At 66.6% G+C, this 19,778-nt stretch carries 15 protein-coding genes; 3 read left to right on the top strand and 12 right to left on the bottom strand.

Annotated features, from left to right (window positions below):
* Positions 1-77: 77 nt before the first annotated feature.
* Genes ACSZL9_RS04285 through ACSZL9_RS04325 form a run of 9 tightly spaced genes read right to left on the bottom strand, consistent with a single transcriptional unit; the run spans position 78 to position 11,682 of the window.
* On the bottom strand, positions 78-1,712 hold the full coding sequence (locus ACSZL9_RS04285) for a fucose isomerase (protein WP_446664232.1): 1,635 nt from the start codon (positions 1,710-1,712) through the stop codon (positions 78-80).
* Positions 1,709-3,190: an FGGY-family carbohydrate kinase gene (locus tag ACSZL9_RS04290; RefSeq protein ID WP_446664233.1), complete on the bottom strand. Its 1,482-nt coding sequence runs from the start codon at positions 3,188-3,190 to the stop codon at positions 1,709-1,711. The genes ACSZL9_RS04285 and ACSZL9_RS04290 overlap by 4 nt, the downstream gene beginning before the upstream one ends.
* Positions 3,187-5,634 carry a GH116 family glycosyl-hydrolase gene (locus tag ACSZL9_RS04295; RefSeq protein ID WP_446664234.1) on the bottom strand — a complete coding sequence of 816 codons (2,448 nt, stop codon included), beginning with the start codon at positions 5,632-5,634 and terminating at the stop codon, positions 3,187-3,189. Before ACSZL9_RS04295 ends, ACSZL9_RS04290 begins: the two co-directional genes overlap by 4 nt.
* A complete protein-coding gene (locus tag ACSZL9_RS04300) occupies positions 5,631-6,770 on the bottom strand; it encodes a DUF4185 domain-containing protein (RefSeq protein WP_446664235.1) in 1,140 nt (379 codons plus the stop codon). The genes ACSZL9_RS04295 and ACSZL9_RS04300 overlap by 4 nt, the downstream gene beginning before the upstream one ends.
* On the bottom strand, positions 6,767-7,852 hold the full coding sequence (locus ACSZL9_RS04305) for a glycoside hydrolase family 172 protein (RefSeq protein WP_446664236.1): 1,086 nt from the start codon (positions 7,850-7,852) through the stop codon (positions 6,767-6,769). The genes ACSZL9_RS04300 and ACSZL9_RS04305 overlap by 4 nt, the downstream gene beginning before the upstream one ends.
* Positions 7,849-8,562 (bottom strand): hypothetical protein, encoded by a 714-nt coding sequence (locus ACSZL9_RS04310; protein ID WP_446664237.1) that lies wholly within the window; start codon positions 8,560-8,562, stop codon positions 7,849-7,851. The genes ACSZL9_RS04305 and ACSZL9_RS04310 overlap by 4 nt, the downstream gene beginning before the upstream one ends.
* Positions 8,559-9,422: a carbohydrate ABC transporter permease gene (locus tag ACSZL9_RS04315; RefSeq protein WP_446664238.1), complete on the bottom strand. Its 864-nt coding sequence runs from the start codon at positions 9,420-9,422 to the stop codon at positions 8,559-8,561. Before ACSZL9_RS04315 ends, ACSZL9_RS04310 begins: the two co-directional genes overlap by 4 nt.
* Positions 9,419-10,333, bottom strand: a complete 915-nt coding sequence (locus tag ACSZL9_RS04320; protein ID WP_446664239.1) for a carbohydrate ABC transporter permease — start codon at positions 10,331-10,333, stop codon at positions 9,419-9,421. Before ACSZL9_RS04320 ends, ACSZL9_RS04315 begins: the two co-directional genes overlap by 4 nt.
* Complete coding sequence (locus ACSZL9_RS04325) at positions 10,330-11,682, bottom strand: ABC transporter substrate-binding protein (RefSeq protein WP_446664240.1); 1,353 nt, start codon at positions 11,680-11,682, stop codon at positions 10,330-10,332. The genes ACSZL9_RS04320 and ACSZL9_RS04325 overlap by 4 nt, the downstream gene beginning before the upstream one ends.
* Before the next feature lie 193 nt (positions 11,683-11,875).
* On the opposite strand from ACSZL9_RS04325, the gene ACSZL9_RS04330 reads away from it, so the two are divergent.
* The 3 genes from ACSZL9_RS04330 to ACSZL9_RS04340 are packed head-to-tail and all read left to right on the top strand — an operon-like array spanning position 11,876 to position 15,004.
* Positions 11,876-13,222 carry an ABC transporter substrate-binding protein gene (locus ACSZL9_RS04330; RefSeq protein WP_446664241.1) on the top strand — a complete coding sequence of 449 codons (1,347 nt, stop codon included), beginning with the start codon at positions 11,876-11,878 and terminating at the stop codon, positions 13,220-13,222.
* Entirely contained in the window at positions 13,219-14,169 is a 951-nt protein-coding gene (locus tag ACSZL9_RS04335) for a carbohydrate ABC transporter permease (protein ID WP_446664242.1), read from the top strand. Before ACSZL9_RS04330 ends, ACSZL9_RS04335 begins: the two co-directional genes overlap by 4 nt.
* Positions 14,159-15,004 (top strand): carbohydrate ABC transporter permease, encoded by an 846-nt coding sequence (locus ACSZL9_RS04340; RefSeq protein ID WP_446664243.1) that lies wholly within the window; start codon positions 14,159-14,161, stop codon positions 15,002-15,004. Before ACSZL9_RS04335 ends, ACSZL9_RS04340 begins: the two co-directional genes overlap by 11 nt.
* A gap of 13 nt (positions 15,005-15,017) precedes the next feature.
* Here ACSZL9_RS04340 and ACSZL9_RS04345 read toward each other — a convergent pair whose 3' ends face one another.
* The 3 genes from ACSZL9_RS04345 to nrdR all read right to left on the bottom strand — a co-directional run bounded on the left by ACSZL9_RS04345 (position 15,018) and on the right by nrdR (position 19,747).
* Positions 15,018-16,001: a LacI family DNA-binding transcriptional regulator gene (locus ACSZL9_RS04345; RefSeq protein WP_446664244.1), complete on the bottom strand. Its 984-nt coding sequence runs from the start codon at positions 15,999-16,001 to the stop codon at positions 15,018-15,020.
* 199 nt (positions 16,002-16,200) lie between these two features.
* The gene (locus tag ACSZL9_RS04350; protein WP_446664245.1) at positions 16,201-19,107 is read right to left on the bottom strand and encodes a vitamin B12-dependent ribonucleotide reductase; all 2,907 of its coding nucleotides are present in this window, start codon (positions 19,105-19,107) and stop codon (positions 16,201-16,203) included.
* A gap of 151 nt (positions 19,108-19,258) precedes the next feature.
* Positions 19,259-19,747, bottom strand: a complete 489-nt coding sequence (gene nrdR / locus ACSZL9_RS04355; protein ID WP_446664246.1) for a transcriptional regulator NrdR — start codon at positions 19,745-19,747, stop codon at positions 19,259-19,261.
* Positions 19,748-19,778: the final 31 nt, after the last annotated feature.

A 19,778-nucleotide genomic window follows, 5' to 3' on the forward strand; every position in this document is an offset into this window, starting at 1 on the left:
CCCACTGGCGCCCGGTGCGACCGTCACCGCGTCCGACATACGAGCATCGAGCCCGTATGTCGGACACGGTGACGGCATCAGACCCGAGCGTCGCCCATGAGGTGGACCTGGATGCCGAGCTCGTCGAACATCGCGGCCTTCGCGGCCAGCGCCCGGTCGGCGGTCTCGGCGTCCGGCGCGTAGGCGACGCACAGGTGGTTCGCCTTGTGCCGGGCCATGAACTGGTCGCGGGTCACGCCGTGCAGCACCGCGTGCATGATCGGCCACTCGGGGTTGGTGGCGTCCAGCCGCCGCTGGGTCTCCTCCGCGGGCAGCCCGACGGCGGTCAGCCGGCCGAGGTCGGCGTGCAACACCCCGTCCATGATGAAGACCCGCGACCACACCACCTCGCCCGGTTTGGAGACGCCGGAGAGGGTCCCGCCGCCGAGCGGGAAGAACATCGGGTTCTGCCGCATGGAGTAGGACTTGTCGTAGCCGCCGTGGTGAGCGGCCGGCACCGACCCGGAGATCTCCAGCACCCAGACGAACTGCCCGTCATACTCCTCACCCCACCGGATGTCGTGCAGCGTCGTCGCCGGATCGAGACCCATCGCGGTCCAAATCCGGTTGGTGGCAAGGGAATCCACCGCCACGCCCCAGTCGACCTCGTTGAAGTGCGGCAGGGCCTTGCCGGCATACAACTCGCGCTTGCCGTCCCGGCTGTATGCCGGGGGCCGCTGCACGTTGTTGAGCAGCCCCTCGGCCAGATCGCTGGCCGGGACGGTGTCCTTCAGGCCCTGTTGGTACTGGATGCCGACCGCATCGAGCCCGAAGTCGTCGGCCATCCGCAGCGCTGCGACATACATCTTGTACTGGCTGATCAGCTGCGCCTTGGTCAGCTCGGTCGCCTCGTCGGTGCCGAGGTGGAAGGTCATGCCGCGATCGACCAGCCACTGGTGGACGGCCTCGGCCTCCTCGTCGGTGACGTGCTGCATCTCGGCGACCAGCGCGCTCTGCGACAGCCGCTCCTTGTAGATGCCGAGCGGGTTGATCAGCTCGTCGTCGAAGATGGCGTTGTACATGCCCATGCAGCCCTCGTCGAAGACGCCGGCGATGGCCTTGTCGGCCCGAAGCTGCTGCGCGAGCGCGACGCCGAGCTCACGTTCGGGGCTCGCCGGTTGCTCGCCGAGGTCGTGCACGTGACTCTGGTCGTGCTCGACCACACCGGTCTCGAGCCAGGTGCGCAGACCGTCACGGGCCCAGTCGTCGGTGAAGTCCTTGCTCCACAGTGCCGAGTGCTCGACGCCGGCCTTGGTCATGCTCGCGGTGAGGCCGAGCAGGCCGACCAGCCCCGGGAAGTCACCGACCCAGTTGGCAACCACCAGGATCGGCCCGCGATGCGTGCGCAAACCCGCCAGGACGTGGTGGCTGTATTGCCAGACCGCCTCGACGACGATCAGCGGTGCATCCGGCGGCACCTGCTTGAAGACCTCGATGCCGGCCCGCTGGCTGTCGATGAAGCCGTGCTTCTTCGTCTCGTCGTAGGGATGTGCGCGGTGCACGGACCAGCCCAGCGCCTCGACGGCTGCGCCGAGGTCGTGCTCGAGCTGCTGCTGCACCGGCCAGCAGGTCTCGTTGGCGGCGGGTCGGAGGTCACCGCTGGCGACGGTCCACACCTCATGCGGTTGCGCCGTGGCCTCCGGTCGGGCGACCGGCACGTCATACGTGGTCATTTCGAATCTCCTTCTGCTGAGGTGAGGTCGTGCACGATGTCGCGCGTGCTGTCGTAGAGCTGCCGGTAGAGGCGGTAGCGCTCGTCGTAGAGCCGCCGGTTTTCGGGGCGTGGCCGGCAGACGGTGCGCGGCGGGTTCCACTCACTGATCGCGACGTCACGCACCTGGGTCGCCGCGAGGTATGCCGCGCCGTATGCCGCCCCGATGGTTCGCTCCGGGATCACCTGCTCGACCCCGGTGACGTCGGTGACGATCTGCGGCCAGAGATCGCTGGTGGCACCGCCGCCGACGGCGACCACGCGATCCACTCGTGCCCCGGCGTCGAGCATCGTCTCGATGTTGTGCCGGACGCCGAATGCGGTGCCTTCCAAGGCAGCTCGGTAGATGTGCGCGCGGCGGTGGGACAGCGTCAGGCCGGCAATGACGCCGCGGGCGTCGGGATCCATGATCGGTGTGCGTTCCCCCGCGAAGTAGGGCAGCATCAGCAGACCCCCGGCGCCGGCCGGCACGTCTGCCGCCTCGCGCACCAGTTGCGAGTAGTCGACTCCGCCGTCGAGGTCCCGCAGCCACGCAGTGATGGCACCCGAGGTCGCCATGCCGCCGGCGAGACTGTGGGTGCCGCGGAGTGCGCCGACCGGACCCCAGAGCGCGGGCACGCGGATCGGCTCGGCGACGGTGTTGATGAGGAACATCGTCGTGCCGTACATCAGCATCAGGTCGCCGGTGTTGTGCGCATCGACGCTGAGTGCTTCCGACCAGGCGTCGATGGTGCCGGTGATCACCGGAATCCCGTGCGGCAGACCGGTTTCCGCCGCGGCTGATGCGGTCACCTGCCCCGCTGTCTCGTCCGCCCAGCGCAGCGGTGGCAACTCGATCCCCGGTGCCACCTCACCTGCCCACGGTCGGAGCCAGTCCTGGGCGTGGACGTCGTACATGGGGGTGCACTGGCTGGCGGAGTGGTGATCGAGCACGTAGTCGCCGGTCAGCTTGCGTGCCAGCCACGACGCCGGCATGAAGAGGCGGAGTGCGCGTGCATAGGCGTCCGGCTCGTTCGCTGCGACCCAGGCGACCTTGGCCCCGGCAGCCTGACTGGACATCGCCGAACCGCACCGGCGCAGGATCTCGTCGGCGCCGTAGCGGTCGGTGCACTCACGCTCCTGCTCCGCAGCGCGCGTATCGATGCCATAGAGGATCGCGGGTCGCACCGGCCGGTCGTCCTCGTCGGTCAGCAGCACGCAGGGCCCCATCCCGCTGACGCCCACCGCGACGACCCGGTGGATCGATGATCCAGCCAATTCCCGTGCCAGCGAGCAGAATTCGTCCCACCACACGTCGGCATCCATCTCCACCTGACCGGTTGAGGGACGTTGCACGTCGTGGGCTCGGGTGGCGGAGGCCAGCACCTCTCCGCCGGCACCCACCAGGACGCCCTTGCTGCTCGACGTGCCGATGTCGACGCCGAGGAACACCTCGCTCATCGTGTCTGCTCCTCTCGGATCGTCACCGTCAACGAGGGACCGCGGAGTGGCGTGTAGCTCGCGTCCTCGTCGGTGATGGTGAGTGTCCCCTGCCGCGCACCGGCGATGACCGGCCAGCGACCGGGGACGCGGTCGGCGACGATGCGGCCGCGTGCCACATCGATCGTCATACACGGCCAGGCGGTGACCATGCCGAACGCCGCCATCGAGCGCACGTAGTGGTTGCCACACTCGACCTCGTTGAACGGGTTGCGCGCCGTGCCGTCGTAACGCGCCCGCACATCCGAGGCGATGCGCTCAGCGATCTCCCGCTCGCCCAGCTGCGCCAGCCCGGTCGCCGCGGTGTATTCGATGCCCGTCCACACCTCGTTGCTGTATGGCGACGGCCGCTCCGGGCGACCGCCGCGTGGGTAGGTGCAGTTGAGCAGTCCTCGATCTGTGCCGGACGCAAACGTCCGCAGGTGGTTGAAATGGCCGGTGAAGTCGTCGCGGTGATTGTGCTCCCAGACGCTCAGCAGCGCACGCCGGACGTGCTGTGGCGCGAGGCCGTGCTCGACGTCTGCGGCAACGGCCAGCGCGACGCCGGCCAACTGATCGCCGGCCAGTCCCGGCCCGAGTTGCAGGTCGGGGTCGACCAGGTCGTCCGAGCCCATGTCCGGGTTGTCCCCGGTGTGCCGGATCCGCAGCCCCTCGGCGATGTGGCTGTCGTCCCCCGGCGGCATGATCCGTTGCTCGTAGAAGTCGCCGTTGAACAGCTGCGCATCGGTCGCACTCGCCCCGCGGTCGCGGATTTCCCTGCAGCGAGAGGCGAATTCGGCGTCGCCGAGTGTGTCTGCGAGTGCGGCCATCGCGCCGAGGCCCGCGAGATACCACGACTGCCCGACCCCGTTGGGGCCGTAATACTCCACGTCCATCGTGTTGTGCTGGCATCCCTCCATCAGCCCGTCCCGGTCGGCATCCCAGCCGTCGGGGATCCAGGCGAATTCGAGTGCACGCCGCGCCGCCGGCCACAGAGTGCGCAGCCGGTCGGTGTCACCGGTCAGCAGCCAGGTGCGGTGCAACCGGACCAATGCCCCCAGCTGACCGTCGGCGGCACCGACCCGCCACGCCGTGCCCTGCGTCTGCAGCGGAAGTCCCACCCGGAAGCTCATCATCCCGCGGTCGTCCATGCTGTGCTGCAGCTCGACCTCCCGCATGCTCCACGCCAAGTCCGGGAAGAGCGCTTCCAGCGCGTATTGGTAGTTCCACACATGGGTGCAGCTGCCGTGACAGCTGCCGTGGTCGACGTTGCTGCCCTCCCAGGCCAGGAACGTGCCGTCCGCGATCCGGAAACACGTGGTCGATTTCAGCACCGCGAGTGTCGACAGGACCGCGTCACACACCGGCACGGGCAGGTCGGACCCGGCGACAAGTCGCACGAATTCGCTCGTCCTGCGTTCCAACTCGTCGATGCGGCCGAGCTCGCGGCGGAGCACGTCGGCGGCGTCGGCATACAACTCGGTGTAGTGGTTGCCCACGATGTCGTCGCCGTAGCCGAAGCGCGGTGCCGGCTCGAAGGAGTGGGACCAGGCACGGCGGTTCGGGAAGTGCCACGCGACCGCGAACACCAGCTCGACGCTCTCCCCCGGCGCGACGACGGCGTGTTGCACCAGTGAACCGGTCGGGACCCTGGCCGGCTCGGTCGGCTCGTCGAGCTGTCCGTCGGCCAGCAGGTCGTCCCAGAAGTCGAGCAGGGAGTCGCCCCAGGACCGGCGTGCCCACGTCGTGCGGGCACTCGAAGCCGGCCTGCCGACCGTGGCCAGCGCGAGCGTCCCCCAGGACTCCGCATCGACCGCGACCTCGTCGCTCCGACCGACGAGCATCGTTGCGCCGTCGAGCTTCTCGACGGTGAACGTGTTGCCGTCCGGCAATTGCGCACCGGGCACGAAGCCGACGATGTTCGGAGCGCTGAGGCACACCGACGCGTCGACCGGCCGGCTGCCCGGGTTGTGCAGCGAGACGCGCAGCAACATCAGCGGCATGCCGCTGGCATCCGCGTCCCCGGGCACCAGCGGGTTCATCGCGCCGACGCCCACCTCCAGCGGGACCTGCGCGTCACGCAGGTGCACCTGCCCGAAGGGGTATGCCGCTTCGAAGCTGCCATCGGCAAAGCGAGGCAGTCCCCCGTGCGGTGTCGGGCTCCCCCAGGATCCGGCGAGATCGCCTGGCAGCAGCGATGATTCGAGCGCACGCTGCACCACATGTTCGCCGTCGTCGGTGCGCAACATGAGGAAGGCACCAGGGTCGTGCCCCTTCGCCGGCCGGTTGAACAGCTCCCAGTCCTGCAGCTGCCCGCGACCGCCGAAACTGATCGTCCCGGTCCCGATGCCGCCGACCGGCATCGCGATGTGCTGACATTTCGCACCGTCGAACGAGCGCACGACCGGCCATTCGCTGAGTCTCATCGGTGCGATCGAGCCACCAATCGGGCTGTCCGCAGGGAGAAGTCATAGTTCGACATGCCTGCCGGCGCGCACGGGCAGACGTTGGACTGCAACCACGCCGACCTGCCGTCCTTGGCGATGAACTTCGACGGCAACGACAGCCCATAGCCGCCGAACTTCTTCGTCGTCCAGGGGTAGGGCCCGAAATCAACGGAGTTGGTGTGCTTCCAGGGACCCCACGGTTGTTTCGCGGCATAGAACTCGAAGGTGTTCTCGGTCCAGGACGTGTAGATGTAGCGGTCCAGCGCGGGCACGTAGACGATGCCGCCCTGGCTGATCACCGAGTGGCCGAGCGGACTGCGCCGCGTGTCGGTCAGCACCGGCTGCTTGTCGTCGATCTGCTCGGTCCAACTCGGGCGACCGTGCGACATCCCTTGGTAGAACTCCCATTTCGACCGGTCGGTGACGTGCTGGCGCGGCACCCGGGCGAGAAAGAGCTCGGTGGGGTCCGGGACCACGTCGCTGTAGGAGTCACGCCAGTTGCCGTCGAGACCGTAGGCATAGACGTAGTTGCCGGGAGCCCGCCGATAGCCCTTGCCGTAGTCGAGGAACATCACCGTGGTGAAGACCCCGTCGGAAAACATCGGCCGGTCATGGTCCCAGGTCCAGTGCACCCCGTCCTGCGACTCTGCGATCGTCGCCGCGGGGGCCTGGTTGAAGTCGCTCGCCAGGTCCTCGACGGCCAGGTACTTCGTGTCGCCCACGCACGCCATACCGGTGGGCTTGCGGGTGTGCCCAGCGCCGGACCACACCTGACCGACTTCGTCGCCATGGGCGAGGTTCCCACCGTGCAGGCCGGATTCGGGGGTGCCGGTGATGCGGGTGACACCGATGTCGGAGAAGGAGTCACCGAAACCCTTGCCGTCACCGTAGGCGGCATACAGCTGCCCGTCGGCTGCCCAGCAGTTGGGCCAGAGGTCGCCGTCCGCGCCCGCGTCCACCGTCGGCGCGTCCGCGACGTCCACCCGCGTCGACGAGTGCGGGCTGCTCGGGCGATCCGACGGTTGTGCTGCCGAGGAAGCACCGACACACGCCGAGCACGAGACGACTGCGGCCACCACCGTGCCGACGATCCGGGTCGTGCGATGGCTTCTCATCGCAGTGCCTCCATCGGCTCACCGGTGAGCTCCAGCTCCTCGGTGCTCGGGAAGTCCGGCCGACTCGTCGCCGGCCGGTCGAGGTAGAAGAACGCCGTCGAGGCAATGTCGTCGCACAGCGGGCGATAGAGGTGGTTGGGCCGCCACCCGAGCGCCTGGATGTCCACCGTCAGGTCCTGCGCGAAATGGATCGGGTCCAGCACGTGCCAGCGATACATGCCGAACCGCTGCTGTGAGTGGTAGAGCCCGTCGGGCGCGAGCACCTGCGGCATACCCAGGTATGGCGTGCTGTATGCCGTGTAGCCGTTCCCCGGCACGTCGAAGTTCCAGGCGCCGCCGAAATAGTCCTCGGTGCCGGTGCCGCAGATCGTCGGGTAGCCCTCGGCAGCGTCCCCGTCGAGGTAGAACTTGATCTCGCCCTCGCCCCACCAGCCCGGGCTGTTGACACCCCAGGCCAGATAGGTCCCGACGAAGTGTCCGTGACCCTGCACATCCGTCACGATCGGGTGAGTCTGCTTGCGCGCCAACGGATTCGACCTACGGAACTGCGCGTGCAAGTAGCCTGCGCCGTCCTGGTCGCCACCCGTCTCGTAGGTGACCTGGTAGTAGACGGTCGCAGTCTCGGGCGAGAGGTTCTCGATCGTCATACGTGCCGACTTCGCGAAGGGCATCGGCCAGTAGCTGTTGAACCCGCCATTGGGGTTGGCCGCGATCATGCTCGACGACACCTGCGCGAAGCGGCCCCAGCCGTTGGCGAAGAAGTCGCCGAGCGGGACCTCGATCGCCGGCTCGTCCGATCCGTCCCAATAGGCGCGCAGCACGAGGCTCCGCCAGTTGTCGCGGTGGGTCGTCAGCCAGATGTGGGTGATCGTGGCGGGTTGATCGATGGCGGCCATCTCGAAGGTCTGGCCGCCCTCGATCTCGACGCTGGGCGAGATCTTCCAGCCCACGCCGAGCTCGGCCGCACACGCGGCACCGGTGCCTTCCGTCGTGCGGGCACCACCAGCCTTTCGGCCGTCGAAGTTCTCCGGCGAAATCGACCAGGTCTGCACGTCACGGAGCCGGGCGAGATGGTGAATCATGCGGATTCCCTTTCCAGTAGGTCGTTCTCAGTCAGGTCTTCGACGATCAGGTCGCCGGTCTCCACTGCACTCGTCCAGAGCGCTGCAGCTCCGACGAGCGTCACTGGGGCGGGCACGAGCAGCAACAACGACACGCTGAGCTGGGTGGCCGCCCAGACGCCGAGGCCCAGCAGCACGGGCGCTGCCAGGAAGCGCACCGGCCACCGCACCAGGAGCTCGGCGGCAGTCCGCCACTGCCCGAGTGCGGTGCGCTCCGGCAGGGCGCACGTCGTGTGCAGCACCGCCACACTGAGCGGCACCAGTCCTGCGGTCACTGCTCCGGAGACGCCGACCGAGACGAGCACGACGGGCGCGCCGGTGTGTTGCCACACCTGGACCGCGACGAGGAGGAGTGCACCCGCAACGGCTGGCAGGAGCACAGCGGGTATGCCGCGCCGGACGCCGACGGACCACGCCGCCAGCCACCATCTGATGTCGGAATCATCCTGTCCGACAACGGTGTTCGCGATCGCTGCGAGTGCGGTGACCGACGGGGCGACGAGGATCGCACTCAGCACCAACGCCGGTGGCGTCACCCCCGGCGCGATCAGCGCTGCGAGGCACGCGCAGGCGCAGACCGCAGCGCTGCCCAAGGTGAGCAGCGGCAGATGCGGCCAGATCCCCCGCATCGAGCGGCGAAGCAGCACCCGGTGAGCAGTCGCGACAGTCATCCGCGGATCCCCGCCGATGCGATGCTCGCGATGAATGCACGCTGGAAGACCAGGAAGACGACCAGCACCGGCACGACCACTGCGGTGATCGCGGCGAACACCACGACCGACGAACCACCTTGTCCTGCTTGCAGAGTCACCAGTCCTATCGGCAATGTCATCTTGTCGTGACTGGACAGGAAGATCAGCGGACCGAAGTAGTTGTTCCACGAGGCCTCGAAGGTCAGGATCGCCATCGCCGCCAACGCCGGTCCGCTGAGCGGCACGATCAGCCGGAAGAGGATCCACGGATGGCTGGCGCCGTCGATGCGAGCTGCTTCGTCGAGTTCCTTCGGGATGGTGTTGAAATACTGCCGGAAGAAGAAGATCGAGAAGACGTTGATCAGCGCTGGCAGCCACAGCGCCTGCAGCGTGTCGATCATGTGCAGGTTGCGCATCAGGATGAAGACCGGGATCACCGTCATCTGCACCGGCACCATCAGCGCCGCGAGCAGCACCGCGAAGAGCCGGTCCCTGCCACGGAACGGCAGGCGTGAGAAGCCGTATGCCGCAAGGACACTCACCAGCATCGAGCCGCCGGTCGAGATCACTGCGACAATCGCGCTGTTGAGCGCCATCCGCCAGAACGGGATAAGACCGTCGATGTCCTGGAAGTTCTGCGTCGTGAAGGGCTTGGGCAACCACCCGGGCGGTATGCCGAAGGCGTCACTCTCCTGCGTGAAGCTCTGCACCAGCAACCACACCAGCGGTGCGAGCATGACGACCCCGATGACGGCCAGGACCAGGCCGAGCAGGAGCTGACCGGGCGAGAACCGACGGCGCCGTTTGTGCGGCGAGCTTCGCAGCGGAGCGGTGCTCATGTCTCGTACACCCACTTCCGGCTCAGCCAGAACTGCAGCGCCGTGACCGCCGCCATGATGACGAAGACGAGCAACGACACCGCCGAGGCATAACCGACCTGGAAGGACTGAAAACCCTTCTGGTAGAGGTACATCACGATCGTCAACGTCGCGTTGTCCGGACCACCGTTGGGTGTGATGATCTGCACCGGGTCGAAGATCTGGAACGCGCCGATGAAGGTGATCACCCCGGCGAAGAAGATGGTCGGCGACATCAGCGGGATCGTCACGTTCCACAGCACCTGCCAGCCGTTGCACCCGTCGGATCGGGCAGCTTCGACCAGCTCACCCGGGACCGTCTGTAGACCGGCCAGCATGATGATGAAGGTGAAGCCGATGGTGTGCCACCAGTCGATCGCGATGATCGCCGGGAGTGCCCAGTGCGGGTCGGTGAACCACGCGGGCGAGTGGATGCCGATCTCGCTCAGGTAGTAGGTGACGATCCCGAAGGTCGGGTCGAGCACGTACTTCCACAGCAGCGCGACCGCGGCCCAGGAGATGACGAAGGGGAAGAACAGCGACGTACGCACGAAGTACGAAAGCGACTTGCTGGCAAGGCGATTCACCCCGAGCGCAAGCAGGAACCCGCCGATCAGGTGGGTGACGACCGACGCGAGCGAGAAGATGAACGTGTTCGCCAGCGCCTTGTAGAGCGTGGAGTCACTGAGCATCTCGGTGAAGTTGCCGACGCCGTTGAACTGCGATGGGGTGAGCATGTCCCAGCTGTAGAACGACAGGATGATGGCAGCCACGAACGGCCCCAGGATGAAGACCAGGAAGAGCAGCACCGCCGGGCTGACGAACGCGACTCCGACCCAGCTGCGGTGCCCGGCGCCCGCCGTGGCGACCCGCTCACCGGCGGTTGCGGTCACAGGAATCCCTGGATCTGGGTGTTCGCCTTCTTCAGCGCCGCTTCGACCGACGACGTTCCGGTGATCGCGGCCTGCCAGCCCTTGGTGACCGCGGTCTGCACCTCGGCACCCTTGGCGGGACTGGGGATCGGCGTGCCGAACGACACCGCCTCGGACAGCAGCTTGGAGCCCTTCGGTGCGTCCTTCGTGAAGGTCTTGCTCTGTGCGACGGAGGTCAGCGCCGGCACGTTGGTGCCGCCGATACTTGCGTAGAACTCCCCTGCTTCCTTGCTCATCAGCCACTTCAGGAAGGTCCAGGCCATGTCCTTCTTCTTGGACGCCTTGAGGATGGGCCAGCCGTCCCAGCCGACGGGCGAGCCGTTCTCGGAGTTCTTGGGCCAGTTCACGATCCGCGTCTTGTCGACCATCTTCACCCGGCGGATGTCGAGTGTCGGCCACCGGCCACCACCGATCGTGGCCAGCTTGCCCTTGGCGTATGCCGAGGGCGCGTCGAAGGTGCCACCCGGCTTCGGGGCATAGCCCGCGTCCACCAGCTTCTTGACGAACTTGGCCGCCTCGATCGCCTCGGGTGAGTCGAAGGTGGCCTTCTTCCAGTCTGCGTCCATGGTCGAGGCACCGTTGGTGAGCAACCACGGCATGATGTCGACGAACGGGAAGCCGTAACCGATGCCGAGCATGTAGGCGCCGGTCTTCTCCTTGATCTGCTTGGCCGCCTTCTCGAACTCGTCCCAGGTCCAGTCCGCCGCCGGCAGATCCACGCCCGCCTTGTCGAAAACCTCGGTGTTGCAGTACATCACCACGGTGTTGTAGCCACCGGGGATGAAGTAGGTCTTGCCGTCGGGCGACCCGTACTTCGTCGTCCACTGCTTCAAGTGCGGGTCGATGCCCTCGTAGAAGGCGTCGGTGACTGATTTGTCCTTCTTGATGTAGTCGTCCAGCGGCTCGAGCAGACCCTTGGAGGAGAAGAGTTGCTGGCCCTCGGTCGCGACGTCGACGATGTCCGGGATCTTTCCGCCTGCGATCTGGGTCGACACCGTGTTGGCGAACGAACCCCAGTCCTTGGCAGCGATGCCGTTGGCCTTGATCTTGATGTCTGGGTGGTCCTTGTGGAAGGCGTCGAACAGTTGCTTGAACGCCTTCTGCTGCGTGGCGTCACCGAGGTAGACCAGTGACAGCTCGCCCTTGCCGGCCTGCTGCGGACCGCCGCTGGAGCCTCCGCACGCGGCCAGCGAGGAGAGCGCGGGCACGGTGGCTCCAGCGCCCAGCAACTGCAACACCGAGCGCCTGCTCGGGTGGCGAAGTGACCTCAACTGTGGCCTCGACTGCGGCAGCGACTCGTTGTCTGTCATGGCATCTCCGTAGGTGGCTCGTGCGGCGACAGTGCTGATGAGAAATCGTTTTCTCATCAGCATCCGAAGATAGCAGTCCTGCGGTCCGCGTCAACCGTTTCGAGTGAACTGGATCACGTAAAAGCCTTGACCGGGCACTGCGGCGCCCTTATGGTCAGTAATCGTTTTCTCACATCTTGAGGTTCTCTGACACATGGCGAAACCGGCCAGATCCACGGACCACCGCACCTCCCGCCCCAGCCGACGCGCGATCCTCGGCTCCGCCGCCGGGGCGAGCGCGGCGGCGCTGCTGAGTGCGTGCCGTGACGACAGCGCTGACGAGTTGTCGTTCTGGAACTTCTACGGACCGAGTCCGACACCGTCCCCCACCAGCGACTGGTTCACTGCCGTGACCGATGAGTGGAATCGCAACAACACGGTGAAGGTCCGACCACGGTTCATCGCCAATGCGGCATACATCAACGGCAACACCCTGCAGACGGCGTTCTCGTCCGGGGCCGGCCCCGACATCTTCCTGCTCAGCCCGGGAGACTTCCTGCGCTACCAGAACGGCGGCGCACTGCTGGACCTGACGCCATACCTGCCCGAGGGCGCGCGAGCGGACTACGTGCGCGGCGCGTTGGACACCCGCACCGTCGACGGGCGGATCTACGCGCTGCCGATGGAGATCGAGCCGCTGGTCATCTACTACGACCAGCGCGCCTTCGAGAAGGCCCATGTCGCAGAGGGTGATCTGCCCAAGACCTGGGATCAATTCCTGTCCCTGGCGAGCAAACTCACCACTGGAAGTCGTTTCGGGGCGATGTTCGAGACACTCCCCGGCTATTACCAGAATTTCGTCTGGTATCCGTTCCTGTGGCAGGGCGGTGGCGGAGCCGTCGAGGACGACACGAGCGTTTTCGACTCCGCCGCGGCACGCAACGCGCTCGGCTTCTGGCAGGAGACGCAGCGCCGACACCTCGCCCCCAAGTCCGCGCTCGGCGGCGGCTCCGGCGACACCCCGTCGAACCTCGCGGCCGGGTACTGCGCGATGCAACAGTCCGGCATCTGGGCCGTGGCAGACCTGAAGCTGCAAGCTCCCAAGTTCGACTACGGCATCTTCCCGCTGCCACTACCCGACGGCGGCAAGCCGGTGACCGCCGGTGGGGGCTGGGCGTTCGCCGTGAATGCCCGCGGCAAGAACCCCCAGGCGGCAGCGAAGTTCGTCGCCTGGGCGCTGGCCGCCACCGACCGTGCCGGCGTCGACCGGGCCCGCAAGTGGAACACCGTCGCCAAGACGAACCTGCCGCCACGCACCAGCGTGCGCAAGGCCGCGGAGGAGCACGGTGCGTTCACTTCGGGCGTGCTCAAGACCTTCGCCACCGAGATCGCCCCGACGCTGCGCGCCGAGCCGCGCTATCCGCCCGAGGTCTACAAGGCGATCTCGGACGCCATACAAGGCACTCAGCTCAGTGGCAAGGACACGAAGCGAGCGGCACGCGAAGCATCCGACATCATCGACAACTTTCTGCTGACCTACCGAGGCGGCTCGATCCTGTGACGACCAGAGAAGCAACCCTGTCAGCATCCGCGTCGACCCGCGCGCCGCGGAAGAAGGCCACCGGCCGACAACGCAGGGAAAGCCGCGCAGCATGGTTGTTCCTCGCGCCGGACGCCATCGGACTACTCCTGTTCGTAGCGCTGCCAATGGTTTTCGCGCTCGGCCTCTCCCTCTTCGACGTGGACGGATTCGGCAACTATCGGTGGATCGGTCTGGACAACTTCCATCGCATGCTGTCGGACCCGATGCTCGCCCGATCCATCGGCGTGACACTGAAATACGTCGTGTTCTTCGTCCCGCTGTCGTTCGTCGCGGGGCTCGGGCTCGCACTGCTGGTGTGGAACAAATTCCCCGGGGTCGCGGCGGTCCGCACGCTGTTCTTCCTGCCCAACGCCCTCAGCCTCGTGGTGATCGGTCTGCTGTGGCAGTTCCTACTGGTCGACAAACAGGGTGTCCTCACCCATGTCGCACGCCCCTTCGGGCTGGGAGACGTGTCGTTCCTCGGTGATCCCAAGTGGGCGCTGCCGACCTACGTCTTCATCAGTGTGTGGTACTCGATGGGCTACCAGATGCTGCTGTTCATGGCCGGCCTGAACGACATCGAGGGAGAGCACCTGGACGCCGCACGTGTCGACGGCGCGGGTCCGTGGCAACGATTCCGACACGTCATCTGGCCGCTGTTGGGTCCTACCAGCTTCTTCGTGCTGGTCACCTCGCTGGTCGCTTCGGTGACCGGCCTGCAGGCCTTCGACCTGGTCTATGTGCTGACCAAGGGCGGACCGGACAACCAGACCTCCACGGTGGTCTTCTACATCTACCAACAGGCATTCAGCTTCGGTCATTTCGGATATGCGGCCGCCATCACGGTGATGCTCGTGGTCTTCCTGGTGGCCGTCACCGGAATGCTGTTCAAGGCGACCGGAGGAGGCCGCTTCCATGCTCGCTGACGGGCACACCCAGGTCCACCGATCGCGTCGCCGCCTCAGCGGCACCACCGTGCGTGCCGTGGTGGCGTGGGCACTTGCGCTGCTCACCGTCTTCCCGGTGCTGTGGCTACTGCTGACCGCCTTCAAGCCGTCCGGCGAGTCGTTCTCCTCCGGGCTGCCGTCGCACTGGACGTGGGACAACCTCAAGTACGTCCTGACAGAGGTGTCGTTCCCGCGCTACCTGATGAACAGCGCGATCGTCTCGGTCGTGGTCACCGTCGCGGCCCTTCTGTTTCACTCGATGGCGGCGTATGCATTGGCACGCCTACGTTTTCGCGGCAACGGCCTGGTGCTCGGCGCGATGGTGTCGACCATGCTGGTGTCGCTGCCGGTCATCCTGGTGCCGTTGTTCCTCATCGCCAAGACACTGGGCATGCTGGACAACTTCGCCGGACTGATCGTGCCGATGATCTTCAACGCGTTCGGGATCTTCCTGCTGCGGCAGTACTACCTCAACTTCCCGACCGAGCTGGAGGATGCCGCCGCGCTCGACGGTTGCGGCTACCCGAGGCTGTTCTGGCACGTCGTCCTGCCGCTGTCGCGACCGGCACTCGCGTCGCTGTCCGTGCTGTTCTTCCTGGCGAACTGGAACGCCTTCCTCTGGCCGCTGGTCATCACCTCCGACCCCGACCTGTATGTCGTGCAGACCGGCATGGCGAGTCTGCAGGGGCAGTACGCCTCGGCATACAACTACGTGCTCGCCGGCTCGCTGGTCGCGGTGCTGCCGACGATCATCGTCTTCCTGCTCGGGCAGCGCTGGCTGGTCGAGTCGATGAAGAGCAGCGGCCTGAAATAGCCACCGCGTCGCCTCAGTGGCGCTGCGAACTCCCGCGCACAATGAGCTCGGTGCGCAACCGTCGCACCCGCGGCGCCGGCTGCTGGTCCAGTGGCACCCCGACCCGATCCAGCAGCAATTCTCCTGCCAGCGCGCCCATTTCGTAGGCCGGCTGCGCCACCACCGACAGCGGACGGTCGGTGAACGCGGTCCACGGCGCGTTGTCGAATGCGACGAGGCCGACGTCCTCTCCCACGGTCAGGCCGCGTCGCCGCAACTCCTGCAGCACACCGAGCGCCATCTCGGAGTTGGAGACGAAGAACGAGTCCGGTGGATTGCGGCTGTCCATGAGTTCGGCGGTGGCCGCCGCGGCCCGATCGGCTCGATAGTCGGTATGCCGCACCAGACTCGCTGCCGGGCGCTTCTTCCGGGCGATCAGCCCCTTGCGATATCCGGCGAGGCGCTGGATGGCGGTCTGCGCCGTCGCCGGCCCGGTGATGCAGGCCGGACGCCGCCAGCCGGCGTCGATCAGATGCTCGGTGGCTTCCTGTGCCCCGGCGGCCGATCGCACCAGCACCGAGTCCACCCGCTCGCGCAACGGACGGTCGACGGCGACGACCGGGACGCCCAGCCGGGTCAGCTGCGAGATGTCACTTCCGATCTCGTTGGGCGACAGGATGACGCCGCTGACCTGCTCCTGCTCGGCGACCTGGAGGTACTGCGCCTCCTTGGCCGGGTCCTCGTCGGTGTTGCACAGAACCACCGAGTACCCCTTGCCGTGCGCGACATCCTCGACACCTCGCGCGATCGCGGTGAAGAACGGATTGGCGATGTCGGAGATGATCAGTGCCCACACGTCGGCACGTTGCAGCCGCAGGCTGCGCGCCAGGCCGTTGCGGCGGTAGCCGAGCTCGGCTGCAGCGCTGCGCACCCGATCCGCGAGATCCGCATCGACGGTCTCCTGGTTGTTCAGCGTTCGCGACACCGTCGCCACCGAGACACCAGCATGTGCGGCCACGTCCTTGATGGTGACGATGATGCTCCTCCTCGTTACGCCGACACGACCCTGAGTTACTCGGCCGTCCACCCGCATCGGACTCTACTCCGAGAAATCGATTTCTCGCATTTCTTCGCCGGACAATCGACGAACCCGCCCCGCGACGCGTGGTCGCGGGGCGGGTTCGTCGGTCACTCGGGCGCGGCGGCCGCTCGGGCCGTCAGCTGCAGCCGCTGGTCGAGCCGCAGCCCTCGCAGACGTAGCAGGAGCCGGCCGGGCGCATCTTGGTGCCGCACGTCATGCACATCGGCGCATCTGCAGCCTTGCCCTGGAAGCGCTCCATCAGGTCCTGCGACGAGTGGATCTCGCCGGTCACCGTGCGGGCATCGGCGGCACCGGAACCGGACTTGTATGTCGACTCCGGAGCGTCCTCGACAGACTCGTCGGCGACGGCCTCCTCCTCGTCACGGCGCGTCGTGGCCCCGATCGACTGCGAGTAGGACTCCAACTCGTCGGAGACGTCCTCCTCGGTGGGCTCCGGTGCGTAAGAACCGGTTTCGAGCTGGCGAGCACGCTCCTCGGCCGTGTGGATGCCCATAAAACTCCGGGTCTCGAAGTCGAGGTGGTCCAGGGCCAACCGGCGGAAGACGTAGTCCATGATCGACTGCGCCATCCGGACGTCCGGGTCGTCGGTCATGCCCGCGGGGTCGAACCTCAGGTTGGTGAACTTCTCGACATACGTCTCGAGCGGCACGCCGTACTGGAGGCCGACCGAGATCGCGATCGAGAACGCGTCCATCATGCCCGCGAGGGTCGAACCCTGCTTGCCGAGCTTGAGGAAGAGCTCACCGAGCTTGCCGTCCTCGTAGGTGCCGGCGGTGAGGTAACCCTCGGCGCCGGCGACCGCGAACGAGGTCGTCTCGCTCTTGCGGCGCTTGGGCAGCCGGCGGCGGACCGGGCGGTATTCGACGACCTTCTCCGGCGCGGCCTCGTCGGCGCCGTCGGACTTCGCCGACTTCTTGCCGTCGGACAGCGGCTGGCCGACCTTGCAGTTGTCGCGGTAGACCGCCAGTGCCTTCAGGCCGAGCTTCCAGCCCTCCAGGTGCACCTCGGCGATGTCCTCGACCGTCGCCGACTCCGGCAGGTTGACGGTCTTGGAGATCGCGCCGGACAGGAACGGCTGTGTCGCCGCCATCATCCGCACGTGACCCATCGGAGCGATCGCCCGCTCCCCCATCGCGCAGTCGAAGACCTCGTAGTGCTCGGGCTTCAGTCCGGGAGCGTCGATGACGTGACCGTGCTCGGCGATGTGCTCGACGATCGCCTCGATCTGCTCGGTCTGGTAGCCGAGCTTCTTCAGCGCGCGCGGGATGGTCTGGTTGACGATCTGCATCGAGCCGCCGCCGACCAGCTTCTTGAACTTGACCAGCGAGAAGTCCGGCTCGATGCCTGTGGTGTCGCAGTCCATCATGAAGCCGATGGTGCCGGTCGGCGCGAGCACAGACGCCTGCGCATTGCGGAAGCCGTTCTCGGCGCCGAGCTCGACGACGTCGGCCCAGGCCTTGGTCGCGTAGCGGTGCACCTCGGAGTCCATGGCGCCGAGGGTGCGAACGGCGTCGTTGGCCGCCTGGTGCTTGCGCATGACGCGTCGGTGCGCCTCGGCGTTGCGGGCGTATCCGTTGTAGGGCCCGACGATCCCGGCCAGCTCCGCGGACCTCTTGTAGGAGGCACCGGTCAACAGCGAGGTGATCGAGGCTGCGAGCGAGCGGCCGCCCTCGGAGTCGTAGCCGTGGCCGGTCGCCATCAGCAGTGCGCCGAGGTTGGCGTAACCGATGCCCAGCTGGCGGTAGTCACGCGTCGTCTCGCCGATCGACTCGGTCGGGAAGTCCGCGAAGCAGATCGAGATGTCCATCGCGGTGATGACCAGCTCGGTGACCTTCTGGAAGGTCTCGGCGTCGAACGTGTCGTCCTCGCGCAGGAACTTCAGCAGGTTGAGGCTCGCCAGGTTGCACGAGCTGTTGTCCAGCGACATGTATTCCGAGCACGGATTGGACGCGGTGATGCGACCGGTCTCGGGGTTGGTGTGCCAGTCGTTGATCGTGTCGTCGTACTGCAGACCCGGGTCGGCGCACTCCCACGCCGCCTTGTTGATCTTGTCGAACAGGGTCCGTGCGTCGACCTCCTCGATGACCTCACCCGTGTGACGGGCACGCAGGCCGAAGGACGTGCCGTCCTCGACGGCCCGCATGAACTCGTCGGTGACCCGGACCGAGTTGTTGGCGTTCTGGTATTGGACCGACGTGATGTCCTTGCCGCCGAGGTCCATGTCGAAACCGGCGTCGCGCAGCGCGCGGATCTTGTCCTCCTCGCGCGCCTTGGTCTCGACGAACTCCTCGATGTCCGGGTGGTCGACGTCCAGCACGACCATCTTGGCCGCACGACGGGTCGCACCACCGGACTTGATGGTGCCGGCCGAGGCGTCTGCACCGCGCATGAACGACACCGGGCCGGAGGCTGTGCCACCGGAGGACAACAGCTCCTTGGAGGAGCGGATGCGGGAGAGGTTGAGGCCGGCGCCGGAGCCGCCCTTGAAGATGAAGCCCTCTTCCTTGTACCAGCTGAGGATCGAGTCCATCGAGTCGTCGACCGAGAGGATGAAGCAGGCCGAAACCTGTTGCGGCGACTTGGTGCCCACGTTGAACCACACCGGCGAGTTGAAGCTGAACACCTGGTGCAGCAGCGACCAGGTCAGCTCGTGCTCGAAGATCTCGGCGTCGTCGTCGGTCGCGAAGTAGCCGTGCTCCTTGCCGGCCTTGACATAGGTCAGCACAACCCGGTCGATGAGCTGCTTGAGGCTGCTCTCGCGCTGCGGTGTGCCGATGGCGCCGCGGAAGTATTTGGTCGTGACGATGGTCGAGGCGTTCAGCGACCAGCTCTCCGGGAACTCCACCCCACGCTGCTCGAAGATGGTCTCGCCGGTCTTCCAATTCTGCTGGACGACGTCGCGACGCTCCCAGGTCACCTCGTCATAGGGATGCACTCCAGCGGTCGTGAAGATGCGCTCGACGGTCAGTCCCCTGCGTGCGCCGCGCCGTGTGTGCTGGCCGGCGTCTGCCGTGTCGGTCATGTCCAACTTCCTTTCCACCTCAAGGTGGTCGACTCTGCTGCGAGATGTGCGGTGTTGCTGTGTTGCGGTGCCGGCTCGAAGATGCTGAGCGGGATCGACCCGGCGGAATGTGCGATGAGTTCTGCGACGAGACGTTCAGTCCGTCGCCGTGTCAGTCGCCGGCGCGCTGATGATCGGGCTCGACGGCCGTGGGTGGTCGCTCGGCCCGGAGCAGGGTGATCGCCTCCTCGAAATCCTCGAGACCGTCGAAGGCCTGGTAGACCGATGCGAACCGGAGGTAGGCCACCTCGTCGAGGCTGCGCAACGGGCCCAGGATGGCCAGACCGACGTCGTGGGCATCGATCTCGGCGGCGCCCTGCGCCCGGATGGCCTCCTCGACCTCCTGGGCGAGAAGCGCGAGATGATCCTCACTGACCGGACGGCCCTGGCATGCCTTGCGCACACCGACCAGGACCTTCTGCCTACTGAAGGGCTCACTCGCACCTGATCGCTTCACCACGGTCAGGCTCGCCGTCTCGGTGGTGGAGAACCGCTTGCCACAGCTCGGGCACTGGCGGCGCCGCTTGATGCAGGTGCCGTCCTCACTGGTGCGGCTGTCGACGACGCGACTGTCGTCGTGACGGCAGAACGGACAATGCACGACTGCCTCCTACGGGGACGAAGCTCGCCGG

The sequence above is a fragment of the Flexivirga sp. B27 genome, assembly GCF_052905685.1.

Excerpts from the sequence above, each read along its gene's own strand:
- ACSZL9_RS04285 (WP_446664232.1), bottom strand. The coding sequence starts at position 1,712 with ATGACCACGTATGACGTGCCGGTCGCCCGACCGGAGGCCACGGCGCAA.
- ACSZL9_RS04290 (WP_446664233.1), bottom strand. The coding sequence starts at position 3,190 with ATGAGCGAGGTGTTCCTCGGCGTCGACATCGGCACGTCGAGCAGCAAG.
- ACSZL9_RS04295 (WP_446664234.1), bottom strand. The coding sequence starts at position 5,634 with ATGAGACTCAGCGAATGGCCGGTCGTGCGCTCGTTCGACGGTGCGAAA.
- ACSZL9_RS04300 (WP_446664235.1), bottom strand. The coding sequence starts at position 6,770 with ATGAGAAGCCATCGCACGACCCGGATCGTCGGCACGGTGGTGGCCGCA.
- ACSZL9_RS04305 (WP_446664236.1), bottom strand. The coding sequence starts at position 7,852 with ATGATTCACCATCTCGCCCGGCTCCGTGACGTGCAGACCTGGTCGATT.
- ACSZL9_RS04310 (WP_446664237.1), bottom strand. The coding sequence starts at position 8,562 with ATGACTGTCGCGACTGCTCACCGGGTGCTGCTTCGCCGCTCGATGCGG.
- ACSZL9_RS04315 (WP_446664238.1), bottom strand. The coding sequence starts at position 9,422 with ATGAGCACCGCTCCGCTGCGAAGCTCGCCGCACAAACGGCGCCGTCGG.
- ACSZL9_RS04325 (WP_446664240.1), bottom strand. The coding sequence starts at position 11,682 with ATGACAGACAACGAGTCGCTGCCGCAGTCGAGGCCACAGTTGAGGTCA.
- ACSZL9_RS04330 (WP_446664241.1), top strand. The coding sequence starts at position 11,876 with ATGGCGAAACCGGCCAGATCCACGGACCACCGCACCTCCCGCCCCAGC.
- ACSZL9_RS04340 (WP_446664243.1), top strand. The coding sequence starts at position 14,159 with ATGCTCGCTGACGGGCACACCCAGGTCCACCGATCGCGTCGCCGCCTC.
- ACSZL9_RS04350 (WP_446664245.1), bottom strand. The coding sequence starts at position 19,107 with ATGACCGACACGGCAGACGCCGGCCAGCACACACGGCGCGGCGCACGC.